The 22,343-nt window shown below is 71.2% G+C and carries 20 protein-coding genes; 6 read left to right on the top strand and 14 right to left on the bottom strand.

The window, feature by feature from the left end; genetic code table 11:
- Positions 1 to 34 precede the first annotated feature (34 nt).
- The 7 genes from pcaDC to AC07F0_RS06960 all read right to left on the bottom strand — a co-directional run bounded on the left by pcaDC (position 35) and on the right by AC07F0_RS06960 (position 6,542).
- Positions 35 to 1,156 carry a bifunctional 3-oxoadipate enol-lactonase/4-carboxymuconolactone decarboxylase PcaDC gene (gene pcaDC / locus AC07F0_RS06930; protein ID WP_478975227.1) on the bottom strand — a complete coding sequence of 374 codons (1,122 nt, stop codon included), beginning with the start codon at positions 1,154 to 1,156 and terminating at the stop codon, positions 35 to 37.
- Positions 1,153 to 2,448: a 3-carboxy-cis,cis-muconate cycloisomerase gene (gene pcaB / locus AC07F0_RS06935; protein ID WP_478975230.1), complete on the bottom strand. Its 1,296-nt coding sequence runs from the start codon at positions 2,446 to 2,448 to the stop codon at positions 1,153 to 1,155. The genes pcaDC and pcaB overlap by 4 nt, the downstream gene beginning before the upstream one ends.
- The gene (gene pcaG / locus AC07F0_RS06940) at positions 2,445 to 3,050 is read right to left on the bottom strand and encodes a protocatechuate 3,4-dioxygenase subunit alpha (RefSeq protein ID WP_478975233.1); all 606 of its coding nucleotides are present in this window, start codon (positions 3,048 to 3,050) and stop codon (positions 2,445 to 2,447) included. Before pcaG ends, pcaB begins: the two co-directional genes overlap by 4 nt.
- Before the next feature lie 6 nt (positions 3,051 to 3,056).
- Positions 3,057 to 3,830: a protocatechuate 3,4-dioxygenase subunit beta gene (gene pcaH, locus AC07F0_RS06945; protein WP_478975236.1), complete on the bottom strand. Its 774-nt coding sequence runs from the start codon at positions 3,828 to 3,830 to the stop codon at positions 3,057 to 3,059.
- Between the two features lie 113 nt (positions 3,831 to 3,943).
- Positions 3,944 to 5,146 carry a thiolase family protein gene (locus tag AC07F0_RS06950; RefSeq protein WP_478975239.1) on the bottom strand — a complete coding sequence of 401 codons (1,203 nt, stop codon included), beginning with the start codon at positions 5,144 to 5,146 and terminating at the stop codon, positions 3,944 to 3,946.
- Positions 5,143 to 5,787 carry a CoA transferase subunit B gene (locus AC07F0_RS06955; protein WP_478975242.1) on the bottom strand — a complete coding sequence of 215 codons (645 nt, stop codon included), beginning with the start codon at positions 5,785 to 5,787 and terminating at the stop codon, positions 5,143 to 5,145. The genes AC07F0_RS06950 and AC07F0_RS06955 overlap by 4 nt, the downstream gene beginning before the upstream one ends.
- Positions 5,787 to 6,542 carry a CoA transferase subunit A gene (locus AC07F0_RS06960; RefSeq protein ID WP_436725934.1) on the bottom strand — a complete coding sequence of 252 codons (756 nt, stop codon included), beginning with the start codon at positions 6,540 to 6,542 and terminating at the stop codon, positions 5,787 to 5,789. Before AC07F0_RS06960 ends, AC07F0_RS06955 begins: the two co-directional genes overlap by 1 nt.
- A 222-nt stretch (positions 6,543 to 6,764) precedes the next feature.
- Here AC07F0_RS06960 and AC07F0_RS06965 point away from each other — a divergent pair, with 222 nt between their 5' ends.
- Entirely contained in the window at positions 6,765 to 7,229 is a 465-nt protein-coding gene (locus AC07F0_RS06965; protein WP_436725933.1) for a MarR family winged helix-turn-helix transcriptional regulator, read from the top strand.
- Positions 7,230 to 7,246: 17 nt separating this feature from the next.
- On the opposite strand, the gene AC07F0_RS06970 is transcribed toward AC07F0_RS06965, so the two are convergent.
- On the bottom strand, positions 7,247 to 8,248 hold the full coding sequence (locus AC07F0_RS06970) for a DUF3048 domain-containing protein (protein ID WP_478975245.1): 1,002 nt from the start codon (positions 8,246 to 8,248) through the stop codon (positions 7,247 to 7,249).
- A 189-nt stretch (positions 8,249 to 8,437) separates the two neighbouring features.
- On the opposite strand from AC07F0_RS06970, the gene AC07F0_RS06975 reads away from it, so the two are divergent.
- Entirely contained in the window at positions 8,438 to 9,628 is a 1,191-nt protein-coding gene (locus tag AC07F0_RS06975) for a zinc-dependent alcohol dehydrogenase (protein ID WP_478975248.1), read from the top strand.
- A 16-nt stretch (positions 9,629 to 9,644) separates the two neighbouring features.
- On the opposite strand, the gene AC07F0_RS06980 is transcribed toward AC07F0_RS06975, so the two are convergent.
- Complete coding sequence (locus AC07F0_RS06980; protein ID WP_478975251.1) at positions 9,645 to 10,709, bottom strand: ATP-dependent DNA ligase; 1,065 nt, start codon at positions 10,707 to 10,709, stop codon at positions 9,645 to 9,647.
- A gap of 74 nt (positions 10,710 to 10,783) precedes the next feature.
- On the opposite strand from AC07F0_RS06980, the gene ligD reads away from it, so the two are divergent.
- Complete coding sequence (gene ligD, locus AC07F0_RS06985) at positions 10,784 to 11,797, top strand: non-homologous end-joining DNA ligase (RefSeq protein ID WP_478975254.1); 1,014 nt, start codon at positions 10,784 to 10,786, stop codon at positions 11,795 to 11,797.
- A 16-nt stretch (positions 11,798 to 11,813) separates the two neighbouring features.
- Here ligD and AC07F0_RS06990 read toward each other — a convergent pair whose 3' ends face one another.
- Both AC07F0_RS06990 and AC07F0_RS06995 read right to left on the bottom strand, forming a co-directional pair.
- Positions 11,814 to 13,955 carry an OmpL47-type beta-barrel domain-containing protein gene (locus AC07F0_RS06990; RefSeq protein WP_478976232.1) on the bottom strand — a complete coding sequence of 714 codons (2,142 nt, stop codon included), beginning with the start codon at positions 13,953 to 13,955 and terminating at the stop codon, positions 11,814 to 11,816.
- A gap of 47 nt (positions 13,956 to 14,002) precedes the next feature.
- Positions 14,003 to 16,480: a ThuA domain-containing protein gene (locus AC07F0_RS06995; RefSeq protein WP_478975257.1), complete on the bottom strand. Its 2,478-nt coding sequence runs from the start codon at positions 16,478 to 16,480 to the stop codon at positions 14,003 to 14,005.
- A 189-nt stretch (positions 16,481 to 16,669) separates the two neighbouring features.
- On the opposite strand from AC07F0_RS06995, the gene AC07F0_RS07000 reads away from it, so the two are divergent.
- Entirely contained in the window at positions 16,670 to 17,671 is a 1,002-nt protein-coding gene (locus AC07F0_RS07000; protein ID WP_478975260.1) for a multicopper oxidase domain-containing protein, read from the top strand.
- Positions 17,672 to 17,844: 173 nt separating this feature from the next.
- Positions 17,845 to 18,882 carry a LacI family DNA-binding transcriptional regulator gene (locus AC07F0_RS07005; protein WP_436725926.1) on the top strand — a complete coding sequence of 346 codons (1,038 nt, stop codon included), beginning with the start codon at positions 17,845 to 17,847 and terminating at the stop codon, positions 18,880 to 18,882.
- 15 nt (positions 18,883 to 18,897) lie between these two features.
- Here the strand turns inward: AC07F0_RS07005 and AC07F0_RS07010 are convergent, their stop codons facing one another.
- Positions 18,898 to 19,680, bottom strand: a complete 783-nt coding sequence (locus tag AC07F0_RS07010) for a VOC family protein (protein WP_478975263.1) — start codon at positions 19,678 to 19,680, stop codon at positions 18,898 to 18,900.
- A gap of 221 nt (positions 19,681 to 19,901) precedes the next feature.
- Between AC07F0_RS07010 and AC07F0_RS07015 the strand changes: the two genes are divergently transcribed.
- On the top strand, positions 19,902 to 20,147 hold the full coding sequence (locus AC07F0_RS07015; protein WP_010042893.1) for a WhiB family transcriptional regulator: 246 nt from the start codon (positions 19,902 to 19,904) through the stop codon (positions 20,145 to 20,147).
- Positions 20,148 to 20,253: 106 nt separating this feature from the next.
- Here AC07F0_RS07015 and AC07F0_RS07020 read toward each other — a convergent pair whose 3' ends face one another.
- On the bottom strand, positions 20,254 to 21,240 hold the full coding sequence (locus AC07F0_RS07020; protein ID WP_478975266.1) for an acyl-ACP desaturase: 987 nt from the start codon (positions 21,238 to 21,240) through the stop codon (positions 20,254 to 20,256).
- Positions 21,241 to 21,431: 191 nt separating this feature from the next.
- Entirely contained in the window at positions 21,432 to 22,208 is a 777-nt protein-coding gene (gene ddaH / locus AC07F0_RS07025; RefSeq protein WP_436725923.1) for a dimethylargininase, read from the bottom strand.
- Between the last annotated feature and the right edge of the window lie 135 nt (positions 22,209 to 22,343).

The raw sequence follows: 22,343 nt of genomic DNA on the forward strand, positions 1-22,343 counted from the left end.
CAGCGAGCTGCCGCCGAGCCTACGACCAGCAGGATCACCCTGGCGTGCCGTCCTCCTCCGCCAGCACCCGCTGGGCCGTCGCGAACGCCGAGTTCGCCGCCGGCACCCCGCAGTAGACGGCGCACTGGAGCAGCACCGCGCCGATCTCCTCCGGCGTGAGCCCGTTGTGGCGCGCCGCCCGGACGTGCATGGCCAGTTCGTCGTAGTGGCCGTGCGCCACCAGCGCGGTGAGGGTGATCACGCTGCGCTCGCGGCGCGACAGCGTCGGGTCGGTCCAGATCTCGCCCCAGGCGTAGCGCGAGATGAAGTCCTGGAAGCGCGCCGTGAACGGGGTCTGCCGGGCCTGCGCCCGGTCGACGTGCGCGTCGCCGAGCACCTCGCGCCGTACCTCCATACCGCGTCCGGCCATCCCGCCGAAGTGTGCCCGCAGCGCCGTCAGCACCGCCTCCGGGCACTGCGCGGGTGCCAGGTGTGAGGCGCCCGGGAGCTCCACGAGCGCAGCGCCGGGCACCGCGTCCGCGATCTCCCTCAGATGCGCGGGCGGCGTCGCCGGATCGTCCCGGCCGGCGATGAGCAGCGTCGGCACGGCGATCTCGGGCAGCCGGTCCCGCAGATCGAACGCGGCGAGCGCGTCACAGCAGGCGGCGTACGCCTCCGGGTCGGTGCGACGGTGGTCCTCCACCAGCTCCGGCACGGTGAAACCGGAGGTGAACCAGCGCGCGTCCGCACTGTCCGCCAGCCCGGCCAGCCCTTCCCGCCGCACCAGCGCGGCCCGCTCCTCCCAGGGCTTCGCCCCGCTGAAGTGCGCGGAGGAACAGATCACGGCAAGCGACGACAGCCGCTCCGGACGGTGTACGGCCAGGTGCAGCCCGACGGCCCCGCCCAGCGACACACCCGCGTACGCGAACCGCTGGATGCCGAGAGAGTCGGCGAGCGCCAGCACCAGGTCGGCGAGGTCACCGACCGTCGCGCCCGCGCTGATGAGACCGGCCGCCGAGCCGCCGTGTCCCGGCAGGTCCCAGCGGACGACCCGGTGGGTGATCGACAGCTCGGGCGCCACCTCGTCCCACAGGGCGTTCGACGTGCCGAGGGAGGGGCCGAGCAGCAGCGGGGGTGCGGAAGGGGGCCCTTCGGCACGGTGGGCGAGGAGTGTCAACGTCGCTCCAGGGCACGGTCGGTGAGGGCTCCGGCGGAGCCGGTGTAGTGGGTGGGATCGAGGTCGACGTCCGCCAGCTCCGGCGCCTGGGCCAGTGGGCGCCCCTCGGCGGCGAGCCGGGTGAGGAGTTCCTTGGCGCGGGCGCGGCCCAGCACCGGGGCCAGCTCGGCGGACAGCCGCTCGGAGACGATCAATCCGCCGGTGAGATCCAGGTGTTCGCGCATGGCCTCGGGTCTGACCCGCAGTCCTTCCGCCAGCTCGGCGGCGTCCCGGGCGGCCCCGCCGGCCAGCCGCAGCAGGTCCCGCAGGGGCTCCCACTCCGCGTGCCAGGCCCCGGCCGGCCGTTCGTCCTCCGCTGCCAGCGACCCGTACAGCGTGGCCGCGAGGTGCGGCGCCCGCCGTGCGGCGGAGGCGATGAGGGTGGACCGTACGGGATTGGACTTGTGCGGCATGGCCGACGAGCCGCCGCCGCTGCCTTCCGCGACCTCGCCGATCTCGGTGCGCGAGAGGGTCAGCACATCCGCGGCGAGCTTGCCGAGCGCGCCCGCCGTGAAGGCGAGGCAGCCGGCCAGGTCGGCGACGGGTGTCCGCAGGGTGTGCCAGGGCAGATCCGGAGCGCACAGGCCGACTTCACGGGCGTAGGCCACCGGCAGTGCGGCCGGATCGCTCGCCCCGTACGCTCCGAAAGCCGCCAACGTGCCTGCGGCGCCGCCGAGTTGGGCGGGAAGCGAATCTTTCACGGCCGTCACCCGGTCCCGCGCGTCGAGGACGAGCGCCCGCCATCCGGCCGCCTTCAGCCCGAACGTCGTCGGTACGGCGTGCTGGGTGAGCGTCCGTCCCGGCATGGCCGTGTCACGGTGCCGGACGGCCAGCCGCGCCAGCGCACGTTCCGTGCGGCCGAGATCGGCGAGGACCAGGCCCAGGGTGCGCACGGCGACCAGCATCGTCGCGGTGTCCATGATGTCCTGGCTGGTCGCGCCCCGGTGGACGTAGGGGCCGTACTCCTCGCCGACGGCCTTCGTCAGCTCCGCGACCAGGGGAATGACGGGGTTGCCGCCCGCGCGGGCCCGCTCGGCGAGGGACCGGACGTCGAAGGCGCCGGCGCCGGCCGCCTCGGTCACCGCCGTCGCCGCCTCGGCGGGGGCCAGCCCCAGCTCCGCCTGGGCCCGGGTCAGCGCGGCCTCCGCGTCGAGCAGCGCCCGCAGATAGGCGTGGTCGCTCGTGGCGGACGCCGCCGCCGAGGCGGCCCACCCGGGGGCGAGCAGGCCGGTGTCACCTTGAGCAGCTGTCACTGGAACTCCAGGAAGACCGTCTCGCCTTCGCCTTGAAGGCGGATGTCGAAACGGTACGTGCCGGCCGCCTCCGCCACGGCGATCAGCGTGTCGCGGCGCCCGTCCTCCAGCCCGGACAGCAGGGGGTCGGCGGCGAGCACCGCCGCGTCGTCCGGCAGGTAGATGCGGGTGTACAGGTGCACGAGGAGCCCGCGTGCGAAGACGCAGACACTGATGTACGGGGCGCTCCGCCCGCGCGCACCGGGCCGCAGCGTGCGCGCGTACCAGTGGCCGTTCGCGTCGGTCTGGATACGTCCCCAGCCCGTGAACTCCACGCCGTTGCGCCCCAGGAAGCCGCCCGACGCCGGGTCGCGGCGCATCGACCCGTCCGCCGTCGGCACGTTGCCGTCCGGGTCCGCGCCCCACAGCTCGATCAGTGCGTCCGGCAGCGGATCGCCCGCGCCGTCGGTGACGTACCCGTGCAGGGTGACCGTGTCCGGATGCCCGAGGGGCGCGATGTCCTCGCCGCCGCGGAACGGCAGGGCGTGGCCGTAGAACGGGCCGACGGTGTGCGACGGGGTGGGCAGCACACTGTCCGGCCTGTTGGTGTCGATCTTCGTCATGGCAGGTCAGCGCCCTTCTTCGATCCAGGTGGCCCGGGGGCCGTCCAGCACGATGTCCCAGTGGTAGCCCATCGAGAACTCCGGCACCGACAGGCTGTGGTCGTACGTCGCGACCAGCCGCTGCCGGGCCGCGTCGTCGGTCACCGACTGGATGATCGGGTCGTAGGGGAACAGCGGGTCGCTCGGGAAGTACATCTGCGTCACGAGCCGCTGGGTGAACGCCGTGCCGAAGAGCGAGAAGTGGATGTGCGCCGGCCGCCAGGCGTTGAGGTGCTGGCGCCACGGGTACGGGCCCGGCTGGATGGTGGTGAAGTGGTACCGGCCCTCGTCGTCGGTGAGGGTGCGGCCCACGCCGGTGAAGTTGGGGTCCAGCGGGGCGTCGTGCTGCTCGCGCTGATGGGCGTAGCGGCCCGCCGAGTTGGCCTGCCAGATCTCCACGAGCTGGCCGCGCACCGGGCGGCCGTCACGGTCCAGCAGCCGCCCGGAGACGGTGATGCGCTCACCGATCGGCTCGCCCTCGTGCTGCCGGGTGAGGTCGTTGTCGATCTCGGTGATGTCCCGCTCCCCGAAGGCCGGGGAGGCCAGCTCCACCAGCTCCGGATCCTTGCCGACGTCGATCGTGACCGGCGGCTGCTTGGGATGCCGGAGCACCGAGGACCGGTACGGGGCGTAGTCACGCCGCGGCTGGTGCTCGACGGGCCCGCCGTCGGCGAGCCGCTTCTCGTATGCGGCACGCTCGGCCGCGATCTCCTGGTCGATGTCGTGCTGGGTGAGAGTCATGGGAGTCCTAGAGGTTCCTGAGGGTCTCGCCCCGAAAGGGGCGCGGGGCTGTTGTCGATGTGCGGCTCCGCCGCGCGGGCGCGACCAGCCACATCCGGCCGGCAGCCGAACGTCTACCGTTCCAGAACGAGCGCAAGCCCCTGTCCCACCCCGATACACAGCGTGGCGACACCAACGCCACCGCCAAGGCGGGCCAGCTGATGGGCAACAGTGCCGGCAAGCCGAGCCCCCGACGCACCGAGCGGATGCCCGAGAGAGATGGCACCACCCTGCGGATTGAGAATCGCCGGGTCGAACTCGGGCCACTCGGCCACACACCCCAGCACCTGCGCCGCGAAGGCCTCGTTCAGCTCCAGCACGGACAGGTCGCCAAACCCCCTGCCCGCCTTGGCCAAAGCCCGGTTCACCGCCTCGACAGGGGCAAGCCCGAAGTAGTGCGGGTCGATCGCGGAGACACCGGTGGCGGACACCCGGGCCAGCGGCTCACGCCCCGTCGCCCTCAACCCTTCCTCGTCGACCAGCAGCAGCGCCGCCGCACCGTCGTTGAGGGGTGACGCGTTGCCCGCCGTCACCGTCCCGCCGTCCGTACGGAACGACGGCTTCAGCCTGGCCATCGCCGCAAGGGACGCATCCGGACGGACACACTCGTCGGCGGCGAAGACCACCGGGTCACCCTTGCGCTGCGGAATCTCCACCGGCGACAACTCGGCGTCGAAGAACCCGGCCTGCTGAGCCCGCGCGGCCTTCTCATGGGAGGCCAGCGCGAACTCGTCCTGCCGCTCCCGGCCGATCTTGTGCTTGTCGGCGATGAGTTCCGCGCTCTCGCCCAGCGGAATCGTCCACCGCGGCTCCATGCGCGGATTGACCATGCGCCAGCCGAGGGTCGTGGAGCACAGCTCGGTGTGCCCGGCCGGGAAGGGCCTGTCGCTCTTGGGCAGGACGTACGGCGCCCGGGTCATCGACTCGACCCCTCCGGCCAGCGCGATCGAGGCGTCGCCGACGGCGATCGCACGGGCCGCCTGGATCACGGCCTCCAGGCCGGACGCGCACAGCCGGTTGACGGTCACGCCCGGCACGGAGGTGGGCAGGCCCGCGAGCAGGGCGGCCATCCGGCCGACGTTGCGGTTCTCCTCACCGGCGCCGTTGGCGTTGCCGAAGTACACGTCCTGGATCCGCGCCGGATCCAACCGCGGCGTGCGGGCGAGGAGTTCGCGGACGACGTGCGCGGCCAGGTCGTCCGGACGCACGCCGGCCAGTGCGCCGTTGTAGCGGCCGATCGGTGTGCGGACCGCGTCGACGATGTAGACGTCCTTCACTTCAGGCCCTCCGGCACGGTCAGTTCGGCGTCGGTCCTGGCGGCGATCTCGGCCGCGGTCACGCCGGGCGCGGTCTCGACCAGGACGAGTCCGTCGTCGGTGACGTCCAGGACGCCGAGGTCGGTGATGATCCGGTTCACGCACCCCTTGCCGGTCAGCGGGAGGGCGCACTCGGTGAGGATCTTCGGGGAGCCGTCCTTGGCGGTGTGCGTCATGACGACGACGACCGTACGGGCGCCGTGCACCAGGTCCATCGCCCCGCCGATCCCGGTGATCAGCTTGCCCGGGATCGCCCAGTTGGCCAGGTCGCCCCGCTCGGACACCTGCATGGCACCGAGCACGGCGACGTCGATGTGCCCGCCCCGGATCATCGAGAACGACAGCGCCGAGTCGAAGAACGACGCGCCCGGCAGGACCGTCACCGTCTCCTTCCCCGCGTTGATCAGGTCCGGGTCGACGGCGTCCTCGGTGGGGTACGGACCCGTGCCCAGGATGCCGTTCTCGGATTCGAGGACGACCTCGACGCCCTCGGGCAGATAGTTGGGGATGAGGGTGGGCAGGCCGATGCCGAGATTGACGTACTGGCCGTCCCTCAGCTCCCGCGCCGCCCGCGCGGCCATCTCTTCGCGACTCCAGGCCATCAGGACCTCACCGTCCGCTGCTCGATCTTCTTGTCCGCCGCCTGCTCGGGGGTGAGCGCGAGCACCCGCTGCACGAAGATGCCGGGCAGATGCACCGCGTCCGGGTCGATCTCGCCGGGCTCCACCAGCTCCTCCACCTCGGCGACCGTGACCCGCCCGGCCATCGCGGCCAGCGGGTTGAAGTTCCGGGCGGACTTGCCGAAGACCAGGTTGCCGTGCCGGTCGCCCTTCGCGGCCCGGACCAGGGCGAAGTCGGTGCGGATGCCCCGCTCCAGCACGTACTCCGTGCCGTCGAACTCCCGGACCTCCTTCGCGGGGGAGGCGATCGCGACCCCACCCTGTCCGTCGTAGCGCCACGGCAGTCCGCCCTCGGCGACCTGTGTGCCCACCCCGGCCGGGGTGTAGAAGGCGGGGATCCCGGCGCCGCCGGCCCGCAGCCGCTCGGCCAGCGTGCCCTGAGGGATCAGCTCGACCTCCAGCTCACCGGCCAGGTACTGCCGGGCGAACTCCTTGTTGGCGCCGATGTAGGAGCCCGTCACCCGGGCGATCCGGCCGGCCGCCAGCAGGACCGCCAGGCCCGACTCCATCGCCCCGCAGTTGTTGGAGACCACCGACAGCCCGGTCACCCCGCGCTCGTACAGCGCCCCGATCAGCACGTTCGGCACACCGCTGAGCCCGAAACCGCCCACCGCGAGCGACGCGCCGTCCGGGACGTCGGCCACCGCCTCCAGGGCTGTGGCGACCACCTTGTCCATCCGAGAAGCCCATCTCTTCCGAGCGACCCGACCGCTATTTAGTCAGGGCACTGAGTATTTTCATGAAGCTGCTCTCACGCTGCCATCGGGACGGAAGGGCGTCAAGACCTCGGTTGATCGGCCCATGATCCCTTGTGCGGGCGGCAGACAGGCCGGGAGCAGCCGGGTATTGTTCAGTGCACCGACGAATACGTGCGGGACGAATGCGAGCGAGGGGTGCACATGGCGGCGGCGGACCTCACCACCCACCCCGGGCACCTGGCCCGGCGGCTCCAGCAGGCGCACTACCTGCTGTGGAACACGATGGTCTCCGAGGAGATCACCTCGCCCCAGTACGCGGTCCTCAACACGCTCGTCGACGAGCCCGGGCTGGACCAGCGCACGGTGGGGGAGCGGGTGGGCCTGGACCGGTCGACCGTCGCCGAGGTGATCAGCAGGCTCAGCCGGCGCGGACTCCTCGACAAGGTCCGCGACCCGGAGGACGGCCGCCGTTCCCTGCTGCGTCTCACGGACGAGGGCGAGCGCACCCACCGCAAGCTGACCGTGCGCACCGCCCGGATGAACCAGGTGTTCCTCGCCCCGCTGTCCGCCGAGGAGCGGACGGTGTTCTTCGACCTCATCCGGCGCGTCGCGGACGCGGCCGAGGGGCTGCGCAACCCGGGCGAGCCCCTGGTGGCGCCCGGCTGACGGGCGCGGCCCGCGGGTCAGGACGCCTTGGCGTACACCACCCACACCTGGCCCTTGGCGAAGTTCACCGGTGTGCCGTCGCCGGTGGTGAACGCCGTGCCGTCCGAGGCGTCCTCACGCTTCCAGTTCACCTCGTAGGCCCGCCCGTCGCGCAGCACCCTGGCCTTTCCGGAGCCCACCGTCTCGGTGTACGGCGTGTTGTTGCCGAGGAAGTCGTGGAAGGCGGAATCGCGGACCTTCACGTACTGCACGACGACCGTCGCGGCCGCAAGCCGCTTCCCGTCGGCGGTCGTGGCGGGCGCGCCGTCCATGCCGACCAGCCAGCGGTCCCGGGAGCCCGACCAGGTGAAGGTGAAGCGGGCCGCCGGGTAGCGCACCGTCTGCGAGGCCGCCGACGTGCCGCCGGCCGGGGCTGAGCCGTAACGGAAACCGGTGGTCAGGGCGGCCGGTCCCGGGACCTCGGGCACGATCCGCTCGGGCCGCAGATACAGGTTGTGCGGGGCCGGCTTGCCCGAGCCGCGGAAGTACGCGCCCGGGGCGCTGCCCGGCGTCTCGGCCCGCAGCGGTGCCTTGTCGATCAGCGGCAGGAGTTTCTTCTGCGCGCCCGAGAAGGCGAGCGTGGGCCGGTCGAACTGGCGCAGCAGCTCCAGGTCCGACTCGCGCGCGCTGCGCACCGGGCCGACCGTCTTCGGCAGCCGCGTCGCGTACACCGCCATCAGCCGGCTCAGCCCGCCCTCGACCTGTTCCGCGTACACCACGTCCGCCGCGTCGACGCCGGTGTGCGGGCGGGCCGCGACGGCGTTGTCGAGCTTGACGGCGAGCACGGAGGAGCCGGTCGCCGACGTGCCTTGCTCCGACTGTCTGGAGGCGCCCCGTCCGTCGTCGCCGGGACCGCTCCCGCCGGTGGTGCAGCCCGCAGCCAGGGCGGCCGTCGCAGTGGCGGCCAGCAGCGCCGCCGTCGTCGCGACGCGCCGTCCGCGTGCCCCTCGTTCCCTGCCCACCCTCGCCACCGGCCCCATGTCATTGATTTGTCTTGATTGTGCTCTTATATGTCCACCGATGGCCATACCCGATCAATTCTGACGGAGGGTCTTCGCTTCGTCCGCCGATCGGCTCAAGGTTCAGCGCGGATGCGCCCGGGTACCCGGGCCTCGCCGACTGACCGACCGGCCGACCGACGCGCACGCTGACGGAGGGAGCGCGAGGCGATGAGGGCTGTGACCTGGCAGGGCAAGCGGGACGTCCGGGTGGAGAACGTGCCCGATCCGCAGATCCAGGAACCGACGGACGCGGTCATCCGCGTGACGTCCACCGGGCTGTGCGGTTCCGACCTGCACCTGTACGAAGTGCTCACGCCGTTCATGACCCCAGGGGACATCCTCGGTCACGAACCCATCGGCATCATCGAGGAGGTCGGCGCCGGCGTCCCGGACCTCCAGGCCGGGGACCGGGTCGTGGTGCCGTTCCAGATCGCCTGCGGCAACTGCTGGATGTGCCTGACCGGCCTGCCCACCCAGTGCGAGACCACCCAGGTCCACGGCGAGGGCATGGGCGCCGCCCTGTTCGGCTACACCCGCCTGTACGGCTCCGTGCCGGGCGCCCAGGCCGAGTATCTGCGTGTCCCGCAGGCGCAGTACGGCCCGATCAAGGTGCCGGAAGGCCCGCCCGACGACCGTTTCGTCTACCTCTCCGACGTCCTGCCCACCGCCTGGCAGGCCGTCGCCTACGCCGAGGTGCCGCAGGGCGGCAGCATCGCCGTGCTCGGCCTCGGCCCCATCGGCGACATGGCCTGCCGCGTCGCCCAGGTCAAGGGCGCGGGGCGGGTGTTCGGCGTGGACCTGGTCCCGGAGCGGCTGCGCCGGGCACGCTCGCGCGGTGTGGAGACATACGACCTCAGGTCCTTCGACGACGAGAAGGAACTCATCGAGGCGATCCGCGACGAGACCGACGGCCGCGGGCCCGACGCCGTGATCGACGCGGTCGGCACCGAGGCCCACGGCAGCGCGGCCGCCAAGCTCGCCCAGCAGGCCACGGCGATCATGCCCCGCAAGCTGAGCGGTCCGCTCGCCGAACGCTTCAGCATCGACCGCCTCGCCGCCCTCTACACCGCCATCGACCTGGTCCGCCGCGGCGGCACCATCTCGCTGTCCGGCGTGTACGGCGGCATGGCCGACCCGATGCCGATGCTCACCCTGTTCGACAAGCAGATCCAGATGCGGATGGGCCAGGCCAACGTCCGCCGCTGGAGCGACGACATCATCCCGTACCTGACCGACGAGGACCCGCTCGGCGTCGAGGACTTCGCCACCCACCGGGTGCCGCTGTCGCAGGCCCCGCACGCGTACGAGATGTTCCAGCGCAAGCAGGACGGCGCGGTCAAGGTGCTGATGCAGCCCTGACGGGTCCGGGTGCGTTCTACGCGCCGAGAATCTCCGCAAGGTCGTAGCGGAGCGGCTCCTGAAGCTGTGCGTACGTGCAGCTCTCCGGGGTCCGGTCCGGGCGCCAGCGGCGGAACCGGGCGGTGTGCCGGAAGCGCTGCCCGTTCTCCATGTGGTCGTACGCCACCTCCGCCACCCGCTCCGGCCGCAGCGGCACCCACGACAGGTCCTTGCGGCCCGACCAGCGGCTCGGCGCCCCGGGCAGCCTGGCCTTCTCGTGCGCGGCCTCGTCGGACCAGGCCGCCCACGGATGCCCCTGGACATCGTCCATGCGCAGCGGCTCCAGCTCCTCGACCAGCTCGGCCCGCCGCTTCATCGGGAACGCGGCGGACACGCCCACATGCTGGAGGATGCCCCGGTCGTCGTACAGGCCGAGCAGCAGCGAGCCCACCACGGGGCCGCTCTTGTGCAGGCGGTACCCGGCGACGACCACGTCCGCCGTCCGCTCGTGCTTGACCTTGAACATGGCACGCTCGTCCGGCCGGTAGCGCACGGTCAGCGGCTTGGCGATGACCCCGTCCAGACCCGCCCCCTCGTACTGCTCGAACCAGCTGCGCGCCACCTCGATGTCGGTGGTCGCCGGAGCCAGGTGCACCGGCGCGGTCACCCCCGACAGCTCCCGGTCCAGCAGCTCCCGCCGCTCGGTCAGCGGCGCGTCCATCAGCGACTCGTCCCCCAGTGCCAGCAGATCGAAGGCGACGAACGAGGCCGGTGTCCGCTCGGCCAGCATCCGCACCCGCGAGTCCGCCGGGTGGATCCGCTCCGTCAGCGCGTCGAAGTCCAGATGCCCCTCCCGCGCGATCACGATCTCCCCGTCCACCACCGAGCGCTCCGGCAACCGCTCCCGCACGGCCGTCACCAGCTCGGGAAAGTACCTGGTCAGAGGCTTGCCGGTACGACTTCCGAGCTCGACCTCGGCCCCGTCGCGGAAGACGATCGCCCGGAAACCGTCCCACTTCGCCTCGTACTGCATGCCCGACGGGATCGTCGCCACCGACTTGGCGAGCATCGGCAGGACAGGGGGCATCACCGGCAGATCCATGGTCCGATTCTGCGCCCATACGCCGGGTCACGCCCGATGTGCGAGGTATGCGGGGTGCGCCTACCGTGGCTCGCATGGGTGACGCGGTGGAGCTGGAGGCGGGCGGCCGGACCGTACGGCTGTCCAGCCCGGACAAGGTGTTCTTCCCGGAGCGGGGCTTCACCAAGCTGGACCTCGCCCGCTACTACCTGGCCGTCGGCCCCGGCATCCTGCGCGCCCTGCGCGACCGCCCCACCACCCTGGAGCGCTACCCCGAGGGCGTGACCGGCGAGAACTTCTTCCAGAAGCGGGCGCCGAAGAACATGCCCGACTGGATCCCGACCGCGCACATCACCTTCCCCAGCGGCCGCAGCGCCGACGAGATGTGCCCCACCGAGGTCGGTGCCGTGGTGTGGGCCGCCCAGTTCGGCACCCTCACCTTCCACCCCTGGCCGGTCCGCCGCGACGACGTCGACCGCCCGGACGAACTCCGCATCGACCTCGACCCGCAGCCCGGCACCGAATACGAGGACGCCGTCCGCGCCGCCCACGAACTACGGGCCGTCCTCGACGAGTTCGGCGGACTGCGCGGCTTCCCCAAGACCTCCGGCGGCCGGGGCCTGCACGTCTTCGTGCCCATCGAACCCCGCTGGACCTTCACCCAGGTCCGGCGCGCCGCCATCGCCGTCGGCCGGGAGATGGAGCGGCGGATGCCGGAGCAGGTCACCATCAAGTGGTGGAAGGAGGAGCGGGGCAAGCGCATCTTCATCGACTACAACCAGACGGCACGCGACCGCACGATCGCCTCCGCCTACTCCGTACGCCCACGCCCGCACGCCCCCGTCTCGGCGCCCCTGCGCTGGGACGAGGTGGGAGTCGCGCACCCTCAGGACTTCGACCTCGCGACGATGCCCGCGCGCTTCGCCGAACTCGGCGACGTGCACGCGGACATGGACGACCACCGCTACTCACTGGAGGCCCTGCTCGACCTCGCCCGCCGCGACGAACACGACCACGGCCTGGGAGACCTGCCGTACCCGCCCGAGTATCCCAAGATGCCGGGGGAACCCAGGCGGGTACAGCCGAGCAGGGCCAGGAAGGCGCCCTGAGGGCCCTGAAACGCGTCTACAACTCCTTGATCCGGATGTCCCGGTACGACACCACGTCCGTCGTGCCGTGCACCTGGAGCCCGATGTAGCCGGAGGCGAACCGCCGCCCGTCCGTGCCCGGGTCGTCCGAGCGGGGCGGGGTGAAATCCTGGCCGCCGGTGTTGTCGAACTCGTTGATCAGCACACCGTTGCGGAACACCGAGTAGTGCTGGCCCTCCACACGGATCTCGTAGTCGTTCCAGGTGCCCTTCTGCGTCACGCCGGCACCGGCCAGGCCCACGCGGTCGAAGCCGTAGACCGAGCCGGTCTTGTACATGTCGCCGTCGGGCCGGTCGAGCACCTGCACCTCGTGCCCGTACTTGATGGCGACCCACTCCGGCCGGGACTCCTCCGGGTGGTCGTGGACCCACGGGAAGCGTACGAAGACGCCCGAATTGGCGTTGCCCTTGCCGGGAGCGTCGTCACGCCACTGGAGTCGCAGCGAGAAGTCACCGTACTTCCGCTGAGGGAACCACAGCATGCCCATGCCGGGCGTCGTGGTGCTGGAGGTGATCGTCTTGTCGGGGTTCAGCGCGAACGAACCACCGCCCACCTGCTGCCACTTGGCCAGCGACTCGGCACTGCCGTCGAAGAGCGCCCGGTAGCCCTCGGTCTGTCCCGGCTTGCCGATGCCGGACTGGCGGGCGGCCTTGCGGATGGCGGTGTACTCGCGCTGGTCGATCACGCCCTCCTTCAGCAGCGCGTCGAGGACGGACGTCACGTGCTTGAGGAACAGCGCGTGGGACGTCCACTCCTTCTCGTCCTCGATCAGTTCGCCGATCCGGCAGCGGTTGTCGGTGACCCGGTTGCGCACGCCGGAGTCGACCTCGCCGACGATCACCGTCAGCCGCTCGTCGTACTCCGGGCAGTTCGGCGCCGGGACCTGCCCGGAGACGACCGTGAAGGTCACCGTACGCGCCGCCGAGGTGTTGCCGGCCTTGTCGGTCGCCCGGTACGCCACGGTGTGCGCGCCCGCCCGGTCGACCACCACCGGGGCCGTGTAGGCCAGGTACGGGCCGCCGTCCAGCGAGTACTCGGTCCTCTCGACGCCCGAGCCGTGCTCGTCGGTCGCCGTGACGGTCACCCGGGCGCTGTTGACGTACGCCCCGTCGGAGTTCTTCGTGCCCTCCACGGTCACGCCCGCCACCGGCGGCGTGGTGTCCTGCGGCGGCGCCGCGACGACCGTGAACCGCACGCTCTTCTCGGCCGCCACGTTGCCCGCCTTGTCGGTGGCGCGGTAGCGGACGGTGTGCTCGCCCACCTGGTGCACCATCACGGGCGCGGTGTACGGCTGCCAGGCGCCGGAGCCGATCGCGTACTCGATCGTGTTGACCCCGGAGCCGATGTCGGACGCGGAGACGGTGACCGTCGCCATGTCGATGTACGCCCCGTCCGGGTTGCGCTCGCCGCTCACCGTCGCCGAGGTCTCCGGCGCGGTCGTGTCGTCCGACTGCGGCGCCACGACCGTGAACGCGGTGCTCTTCTCGGCGGAGACGTTGCCCGCCTTGTCGAAGGCGCGGTAGCGGACCTTGTGGGCGCCGACCTGGTCGACGACGACCGGCGCGGTGTACGGCTGCCAGGCGCCCGCGTCGCCGATCGCGTACTCGATCCTCTCGACGCCGGAACCGCCCTCGTCGGTGGCGTGGATGGCCACGCTCGCCGAACCGACGTACTCGCCCTGCGTGTTCTGCGTCCCGCTCACGTGCGCCGACGCCTCGGGCGCGGTGGTGTCCTCGCCGGTGCCCTCGGTCACCACCAGGATGCCCTGCATCTGGCCGTGGCCGGGGATCGTGCAGTGGTAGAAGTACCGGCCGGGTGTGAGCGTGACCTGGGCGGTGTGCTTGCCGCCCTGGGCGTCGTTCGGATTGGCCAGGATGTTGAGCTGCACGTCGTTGTTGAACTCGGGATCGCTGGTCACGAACGTCAGCGTGTGCGGCATGCCCGTGGTGTTGCCGGTGGCCACACTGTTCTCGAACACGATCGTCGCGCTGCCGGCGACCGCCGTCCTCGGCGCCGAGAGGTACTTGTCGATGTCGTTGCCGGCCGTCCAGGTGAGGACCTGTTCGGCGGCCGGTGCCTGCGTCTGCCCGGCGGCGGGCATCGTCTGCACGCCGAGCATCACGAGCAGGGCGGCCAGCAGGGCGGCCCAGATTCTTCGTTGCCGGATCACTCGGTCCCCCTCGCCAGCTGACCGGCGGCCGGGGTCGGCCCGCCGCCCTTGTAGGTGACCCGCCACAGGGCCGACTTGGAGTCCGAGGTGAAGAAGCCGCGGCCGTAGTCGAGCACGTACAGCGCACCGTCCGGACCGAACTTCCAGTCCATGAGGTTCTTGATGCCGTCGTTGCCGATCGGCACGATCTTCTTCAGCGACTCCGAGTGCACCGGCAGACCGCCGTCGCCTTGCGTCTTCGGGTCCATGAGCACCGCGTTGCGCGGCTGGTCGGCGTCGTAGAAGTCACCGACGAACCACTTGCCGTCCCAGTACGCGGGCCACTTGACGGCACTGTCCGCCGCGGCCGTGTCGTACCGGTAGACCGGACCGTTCATCGCGGCCTGCCCGCCGCCCTTCAGCCAGGGCAGCCGGTACGTGGCCTCCTCCGGCTTGTACGACGGGACACCGCTGGCGTCCCGCGGGTAGTCCGGCGCGCCGCCCTGCGGCGAGTACCAGATGTTGTTGCCGGTGACCGGCGGCAGGTTGACCAGGCCGTCGTTGTTCGGCGACTCGTTCTTCGGGTGGTCGCAGTCGTACCAGCCGAGCGGCTGGGACGGATCGGGCAGATTGCGGTCCCGGTAGGGCTGCTTGTTGCCCATGCAGTACGGCCAGCCCCGGTTGCTCGCCTTGGTGATGGCGGCGAACGTGTCGTACTTGGCCGGGCCCCAGGTCGTCGAGGGCGCGCTCGCGTCCGGGCCGACCCAGCCCGCGTAGAGCACGTCGGTCGACTTGTCGACGAAGATGCGGGCGGGGTTCCTGACGCCCATGACATAGATCTCGCCGCGCGTCTTGCCGCCGCCCTCGTCGGTCTCCTTCCCGGTGAAGAGGTTGCCCTCGGGGAGCGTGTACGTCCCGTCCGGCTCCGGGTGGACGCGCAGGATCTTGCCGTTGAGGTTGTTGGTGTTGCCGGCCGTGCGGCGCGCGTCCGCGAAGGAGACGCCCTTGTAGTTCGGCTGCGGGTTGTTGCCCGAGTAACCGCCGCTGAACCCGCTGGAGTTGTTGTCACCGGTGGCGATGTACAGGTTGCCCTTGGAGTCCCAGGCCATCCCGCCGCCCGAGTGGCAGCAACTGTGGATCTGCACCGGCCACTTCAGCAGCACCTTCTCGCTGCCCAGGTCCAGTGTGTTCGTGGCTTGGTCGAGCGTGAAGCGGGAGACCCGCCGCTCGGCCATCCGCGTGTCCCGGTTGATCCGGGAGTGCGGCGTGTAGTGCAGGTACACCCAGCCGTTCTGCGCGAACCTCGGGTCCAGCTCGATCCCGAGCAGCCCCTCCTCGACCTTGACCAGTTCGTCGCCGCCGCCCTTGTTGCCGAAGACGGTGAGCGCTCCGGCGAGCGTGACCTGCTTGGTCTTCGGGTCGTAGACGTGGATCTCGCCCTTGCCCTTGCCGATGTCGGGGTTGTTCCAGTCGGTGACCACGGGCTGCGTGGAGTCGGCGCCGCCCCGGCCGATGTAGAACACCCGTCCGTCGGGCGCGGTGACCAGCCCGTGCGGCTCGCCGATCTGGTCGTTCTGCCCCGGCAGGTTGGGCCTGGTCAGCCGCTCCGCCGCGTAGTTGGCGTTGATGGTCGCCTTGCAGTCGGCCTGCTCCAGGCGCGTCGTCCACATCAGCGCGCCGCGCAGATGGGCCCGGAAGTCGGCCTCGTCGTACGACGACACCGTGCCGCCCATGCCGGTGTAGAAGGAGCGTCCGCCGTCGTAGTCACGGCACCAACTCACGGGGTGGTCCCAGCCGTTGGCACCCGCCCCAGGCTGATAGCTCGACTCCCGGACCCGGGCCACCGTATGGACCGCACCCGACGGGTTCTTCACCCAGTTCAGCCACTTGTCGGGGCGCTTCCACTGCACCGGCAGGTCCTTGGCGGCCGGATGCCGGCGGTCGCCGACCTCCACGGTCGCCCGCTGGGCGGACGCCGGGTTCGACGCGGTCGGTCGGGCGCCCACCAGCCCGGTGAACCAGTCCGAGTACGGCTCCGCGCGCGCCGCGTCATGGATGCCGACGAACCCGCCGCCGGCCTCCATGTAGGCCTCCAGGCCCGCCTCCTGCTCGGCGTCGAGGACATCGCCCCCGCCGGTCAGGAACACGATCGCGTTGAAGCGGCCGAGTTTCTTCTCGTTGATGAACACCGAGGCGTCGTCGGTGGCCTGCACCGTGAAGCGGCGGTTCGCCGGTCCGGACAGACCGATGTCCTCGATGGCCTCGATCCCGGCGTTCACGACCGGCGACTCCTCCCCGGCCGCCGCGGAACCGTGGAAGATCAGCACCCGTACATTCGCGCCGCCCGGCGGCGACTTGATCGACATCGTTGTCAGCGGGGGTTCTGGATACGGGCCCGCGTGGGCGGGCCCCGCCAGCAGTCCGGCGGTCACGACCCCGGCGGCCACGGAGGCCGCCCAGACGCGTCTTCCCTTGCTCAACCCTCGTAAGTGCATGGGCACCTCCACGGTCACAGCAACACCGCCAAGGAAGCTAAACCTCTTTGCACGGCTCGCCAATACCTATGACCGTGATGGCCCCAACTTTGTCTTGAGTGTGGATAAACGGGAGCGCGGCCGGTACCGTCTCACAGGTTCATCACAGGTACGCCTCCGTAAAAGCCTTACCAGGGTGGGGAGTTCCGCATGGACAGACGCAGCTTCAACCGGCGGGTCCTGCTGGGGAGCGCGGCCGTCGCGACATCGTTGTCCGTGGCGCCGGAGGCCGTCAGTGCCGCCGGACCGGCGAAGACGGCACCGGCCGGGGGCGAGGTGAGACGCATCAAGTTCTACGCCGAGAAGCTCGCCGACGGACAGATGGGCTACGGCCTGGAGAAGGGCAAGGCGACCGTCCCCGGCCCGCTCATCGAGCTCAACGAGGGCGACACGCTGCACATCGAGTTCGAGAACACCATGGACGTGGCGGTGAGTCTGCACGTCCACGGCCTGGACTACGAGATCACCAGCGACGGCACCAAACTGAACCGCAGCCATGTCGAGCCGGGCGGCACCCGCACCTACACCTGGCGCACCCACGCCCCCGGCCGCCGCAAGGACGGCACCTGGCGGGCGGGCAGCGCGGGTTACTGGCACTACCACGATCACGTCGTCGGCACGGACCACGGCACGCGGGGGCTCCAGAAGGGCCTGTTCGGTCCGGTCATCGTCCGCCGCAAGGGCGATGTCCTGCCGGACCGCACGCACACGGTCGTCTTCAACGACATGCTCATCAACAACAGGCCGCCGCACTCCGGGCCCGACTTCGAGGCCACGGTGGGTGACCGCGTCGAGTTCATCGTGATCACGCACGGCGAGTTCTACCACACGTTCCACATGCACGGTCACCGCTGGGCGGACAATCGCACCGGCATGCTGACCGGCCCCGACGACCCCAGCCCCGTCATCGACAACAAGATCACGGGCCCGGCCGACTCGTTCGGCTTCCAGGTCATCGCGGGGGAGGGGGTCGGCGCCGGCGCCTGGATGTACCACTGCCATGTCCAGAGCCACTCCGACATGGGGATGGTGGGTCTGTTTCTGGTGAAGAAGCCGGACGGCACGATTCCCGGCTACGACCCGCACGAGCACGGGGGTGATCACCCGCAGCGGGATCGGCCGGAGCGCGACCAGCGGGAGCGCGGGCACTGACGGTCGCGCGGGCACTGGCGTTCGCGCGGGCACTGACGGTCGCGCGGGCACTGGCGTTCGCGCGGGCACTGGCGTTCGCGCGGGCACTGGCGTTCGCGCGGGAGCGAGAGCGCTCTCACCGTCCGCGCGAGCGGGGCTATCCTGATCCGCACCCGCAGGTGAGGAGCCCCGAAGTGACCGACACAGCGCCGCGTCCCACGCTGGAGGCCGTGGCAGCCCGGGCCGGTGTCTCGCGGGCCACCGTCTCGCGCGTGGTCAACGGCGGGGACGGGGTCAGGGACATCCTCGTCGAGCGGGTCCGCAAGGCGGTGGAGGAGCTCGGGTACGTGCCCAATCAGGCGGCCCGCAGCCTGGTGACCCGGCGGCACGACGCGATCGCGGTCGTCGTCGCCGAACCGGAGACCCGCGTCTTCGCCGACCCCTTCTTCGCGCTCCAGCTGCGCGGCATCAGCAAGGAACTCACGGCCCACGACAACCAGCTCGTCCTGCTGCTCACGGAGGGCCGGGACGACCACGCCCGGGTCGGCCGGTACCTCGCCGGCGGGCATGTCGACGGGGCCCTCGTCTTCTCCCTGCACCTCGACGACCCGCTGCCGGAGTTGATCCAGCGGGCCGGCGTCCCCACCGTCTTCGGCGGGCGGCCCGGCTGGAGCGGAGACCGGCGCGGCGTGGTGTACGTCGACAGCGACAACCGCGGCGGCGCCCGCGACGCCGTCCGCCACCTGGCCGGCCTCGGCCGCACCCGGATCGCCCACATCACCGGCGCCCTCGACCAGACGTCCGCCGTGGACCGGCTCGACGGCTACCGGGACGTCATGGCGGACGCCGATCCCCGGCTGATCGCCGAGGCCGACTTCACCCCGGCCGGGGGCGAGCGAGCGATGCGCGAACTCCTCGGCCGCTGCCCGGACCTGGACGCGGTGTTCGCCGCCAACGACCTCACCGCCTCGGGGGCGCTGCGGGTCCTGCGCGAGGCCGGGCGGCGCGTCCCCGACGACGTCGCCGTGATCGGCTTCGACGACATGCTGCCCGTCGCGGAACAGACCGACCCGCCCCTCACGACGGTCCGTCAGGACATCGAGAAGATGGGCCGCCTGATGGCCCGCCTGCTGCTGCGGGGGTTCGACCGCGGCACTCCTCAGGAGGGCGTGGGCGACACACCCTCCGGTGTCGTCCTGCCGACGACCCTGGTCCGGCGGGCGTCAGCGTAGTCCCGCGCAGGTGCCTCAGGCGGGCTGCGGCTCGCTGCGGATCACCGCGAACCGCGCCCCGTACGGGTCCGTGAGCTTGGCGAGGCGCCCGACGCCCGGCAGGTCCGTGGCGGGCACGCGGACCGTGCCGCCCAGTTCCCGGGCCCGGGCGACGGTGGAGTCCGGGTCGGTGACCTCGAAGTACGGCAGCCAGTGGGCCTCCCCCTCGGCCGCGTCGGCCAGGGGGACGAGGCCGCCGAACATGGCGTCCTCGCTCTCCCCGGCCGGGGTGAGGGCGGTGTAGGTGCCGCCGGGGAAGTCGACGCCGACGGTCTCCAGGCCGAGCACGGAGTGGTAGAAGGCGGCGGCGGCCGGGACGTCCGCCGTGTACAGCTCCAGCCAGCACAGCGAGCCGGGCTCCCGGACGACGTCCAGGCCCTTGTTGCGGCCCGGCTGCCACAGGCCGAAGGTCACCCCGGCCTGGTCGGCGAGGATCGCCATGCGGCCCAGGTCCTGCACGTCCATGGGCTGCATCAGCACCGAGCCGTGCGCCCGCCCGGCCGCCCGCGCCATGGCGTCCGCATCCGGGGCCTGGAAGTACACCGTCCAGGAGGGCGGGCCCTGCTCCGGGGTGGTCTGCATGCCACCGGCCGTGGTCCTGCCGCCGAGCTGGAAGAGGCCGTACCCGCCGACCTCGGGCCCACCCGGCTGGAACCGCCAGCCGAACAGGCCGCCGTAGAAGGCGGCGGCGCCGTCGATGTCGGGGGTGCCGAGATCGATCCAGTTCGGAGCGCCGGTCACATAACGGGTGGTGAGCATCGCGGTCTCCTCGCACAGGTTCCGTCGTCCGCTCTGCCGAGTCTGGCACCGGCCACTGACGAGCGCCGCCGGAGCGCCGCGGGGGCGTGATGCCGGGTTTCCGCGCGCCGCCGTGCGTCGGCGGGTCCGGGGGGCGACCATCGAGGTGGCCGGAGGCCCGTCCACGCGGTGTTGATCCCGCGTTGATCGAACGTTTTTCGCCCTCCGGAACGCTTCTGGACATGCACATCGACACCATGATCTCGCCCGAACTCGCCTGGCAGCAGGAGGCGTTGTGCGCGCAGACCGGGGCCGACTTCTTCTTCCCCGAGCCCGGCAGTTCGGTACGGGAGGCCAAGCGGATCTGCGGCCTGTGCCCGATCCGTGACGCCTGCCTCGAATACGCGATGGACAACGACGAACGGTTCGGTGTCTGGGGCGGTCTGTCGGAGAAGGAGCGGCTGGAGCTGCGGCGTACGTCGCGGTAGCCGGGTGCGCGCGCCCCCGGCGGGGGAGGGGCGGGCGCAACGCCGAGGCCCCGGCCGCTCGTGGCGGCCGGGGCCTCGCAGTCGTGGGGCCGTACGGGCCGGGCGGTCAGGCGCCGGTGGCGGCGGCCCGGGCCGCCATGCGGGCCTTGCGCGCGGCCAGCTTCTCGTCGAACTTCGTCGCCTCGCTGTCCAGGCCGCCCATGTACAGGCCCAGTTCCTCCTGCGCCTTGCGGCCCTCGGCGCCCAGGCCGTCGATCTCCATGATCTTCAGGAAGCGCAGTACGGGCTGGAGCACGTCGTCGTGGTGGATGCGCAGGTTGTAGACCTCGCCGATCGCCATCTGCGCGGCGGCGCGCTCGAAGCCGGGGATGCCGTGGCCGGGCATCCGGAAGTTCACGACCACGTCCCGCACGGCCTGCATGGTCAGGTCGGGGGCGAGTTCGAACGCGGACTTGAGGAGGTTGCGGTAGAAAACCATGTGCAGGTTCTCGTCGGTCGCGATGCGGGACAGCATGCGGTCGCAGACCGGGTCGCCGGACTGGTGGCCGGTGTTGCGGTGCGAGATGCGGGTGGCCAGTTCCTGGAAGGCGACGTAGGCGATCGAGTGGAGCATCGAGTGCCGGTTGTCCGACTCGAAGCCCTCACTCATGTGCGACATGCGGAACTGCTCCAGCTTGTCCGGGTCGACCGCGCGCGAGGCGAGCAGATAGTCCCGCATCACGATGCCGTGCCGGCCCTCCTCGGCCGTCCAGCGGTGCACCCAGGTGCCCCAGGCGCCGTCGCGGCCGAAGAGCGAGGCGATCTCGTGGTGGTAGCTGGGCAGGTTGTCCTCGGTCAGCAGGTTTACGACGAGCGCGATGCGGCCGATCTCGGTGACCTTCGACTGCTCCTTGTCCCAGGCCTCGCCGTCCTCGAAGAGGCCGGGAAAGTTGCGCGCGTCGCTCCAGGGCACGTACTCGTGCGGCATCCAGTCCTTGGCGACCTGCAGATGCCGGTTGAGTTCCTTCTCGACCACTTCCTCCAGGGCGTACAGCAGCTGAGCGTCGGTCCAGGCGCCGGCGGGGCTGCCGAGGTGGGGAGTGGTGATCGTCATGGACTCTCCAGGGGGACATGCGTACGAGCGGTGAGCAGTAACCTACGGCATCGTAGGCTACGTTCCCGTAGGTTACGATGCCGTAGGTTAAGAGTCCCGTAAAGGCCGCTGATCAGCGGTGTCGCTCGTCAACGCGTCCACCGCCCCCGGAGTCGCAGGTCGAGAGGCTGGACCGGGGGCGTGGCGCCTCCTCAGGCGTACAACCCCCGCAGCCGCACCGAGAGGCACGTCACACATCCCTCGAGCTTCTCGAACTCGCTGATGTCCACGACGACCGGTTCGTACCCCAGGTCCGCGAACAGCTCCGCGGTCTTCGGCGCGCTGGCCGCCATCAGCAGTTTGGCACCGCCGAGCAGCACGACGTGCGCACCGGCCTCCTCCGGCACCGGCAGGAAGCGCGCGAACAGCGACGGCGCGTCCATCTTCGGGATGTGCCCGATGACCGTCCCGTCCGGCAGCGCCGTGACCGCCGACTTCAGATGCAGCACCTTGGACACCGGTACGGCGACGACCCGCGCGCCCAGCGGTTCGAACGCGGCCCGCAGCTGCTGGACGCCGGCGGCGTTGGTGCGCCCGCCCCGGCCCACGTACACCGTGTCGCCGATCTTCAGTACGTCGCCGCCCTCCAGCGTGCCCGGCTCCCAGATCCAGTTCACCGAGCAGCCCAGACCGGCCACGGCCTCCTCGACCCCGGCGGTCTCGTCACGCCGGGACTCGGCGCCCGGGCGGGCGATCAGCGCCACGTTCTTGTACATCACGACCGTGTCCTCGACGAACACCGAGTCCGGGCAGTCGTCGGCCGGGTCCACCTCGATGGTCTCCCAGCCGTGCGTGCGCAGGGCCGCCACGTACGCCTCCCACTGCTCGACGGCGAGGTCGGCGTCGACCCTCTCCCGCTCGATGTGCGTCACCAGCCCTTCGGCGAGACGCGGGCTGGGGCGGCGGACGAGGGCCTTCTTGCTGGGCACGAGCGTGACTCCGTATCGGATGGGACATGTCTGGACGGCACCGACGGAACCCATCGGGCGTCGGCCGACCATCATGCAGGGCGATCCCGGAAGACGACACCCCTGGGGGAGCCCGGCACCTTGGCGGTCCGCAGG

This window comes from Streptomyces sp. NPDC045955 (assembly GCF_056430805.1).

What these genes read in the sequence shown, in the direction of transcription:
- AC07F0_RS07020 (WP_478975266.1), bottom strand. Translation starts at nt 21,240, where the DNA reads ATGACGATCACCACTCCCCACCTCGGCAGCCCCGCCGGCGCCTGGACC.
- AC07F0_RS06955 (WP_478975242.1), bottom strand. Translation starts at nt 5,787, where the DNA reads ATGGCCTGGAGTCGCGAAGAGATGGCCGCGCGGGCGGCGCGGGAGCTG.
- AC07F0_RS07015 (WP_010042893.1), top strand. Translation starts at nt 19,902, where the DNA reads ATGCACATCGACACCATGATCTCGCCCGAACTCGCCTGGCAGCAGGAG.
- AC07F0_RS06965 (WP_436725933.1), top strand. Translation starts at nt 6,765, where the DNA reads ATGGCGGCGGCGGACCTCACCACCCACCCCGGGCACCTGGCCCGGCGG.
- AC07F0_RS07010 (WP_478975263.1), bottom strand. Translation starts at nt 19,680, where the DNA reads ATGCTCACCACCCGTTATGTGACCGGCGCTCCGAACTGGATCGATCTC.
- ligD (WP_478975254.1), top strand. Translation starts at nt 10,784, where the DNA reads ATGGGTGACGCGGTGGAGCTGGAGGCGGGCGGCCGGACCGTACGGCTG.
- AC07F0_RS06995 (WP_478975257.1), bottom strand. Translation starts at nt 16,480, where the DNA reads ATGCACTTACGAGGGTTGAGCAAGGGAAGACGCGTCTGGGCGGCCTCC.
- AC07F0_RS06975 (WP_478975248.1), top strand. Translation starts at nt 8,438, where the DNA reads ATGAGGGCTGTGACCTGGCAGGGCAAGCGGGACGTCCGGGTGGAGAAC.
- pcaG (WP_478975233.1), bottom strand. Translation starts at nt 3,050, where the DNA reads ATGACGAAGATCGACACCAACAGGCCGGACAGTGTGCTGCCCACCCCG.
- AC07F0_RS07000 (WP_478975260.1), top strand. Translation starts at nt 16,670, where the DNA reads ATGGACAGACGCAGCTTCAACCGGCGGGTCCTGCTGGGGAGCGCGGCC.
- AC07F0_RS06970 (WP_478975245.1), bottom strand. Translation starts at nt 8,248, where the DNA reads ATGGGGCCGGTGGCGAGGGTGGGCAGGGAACGAGGGGCACGCGGACGG.
- pcaH (WP_478975236.1), bottom strand. Translation starts at nt 3,830, where the DNA reads ATGACTCTCACCCAGCACGACATCGACCAGGAGATCGCGGCCGAGCGT.
- AC07F0_RS06960 (WP_436725934.1), bottom strand. Translation starts at nt 6,542, where the DNA reads ATGGACAAGGTGGTCGCCACAGCCCTGGAGGCGGTGGCCGACGTCCCG.
- AC07F0_RS06980 (WP_478975251.1), bottom strand. Translation starts at nt 10,709, where the DNA reads ATGGATCTGCCGGTGATGCCCCCTGTCCTGCCGATGCTCGCCAAGTCG.
- AC07F0_RS06990 (WP_478976232.1), bottom strand. Translation starts at nt 13,955, where the DNA reads ATGCTCGGCGTGCAGACGATGCCCGCCGCCGGGCAGACGCAGGCACCG.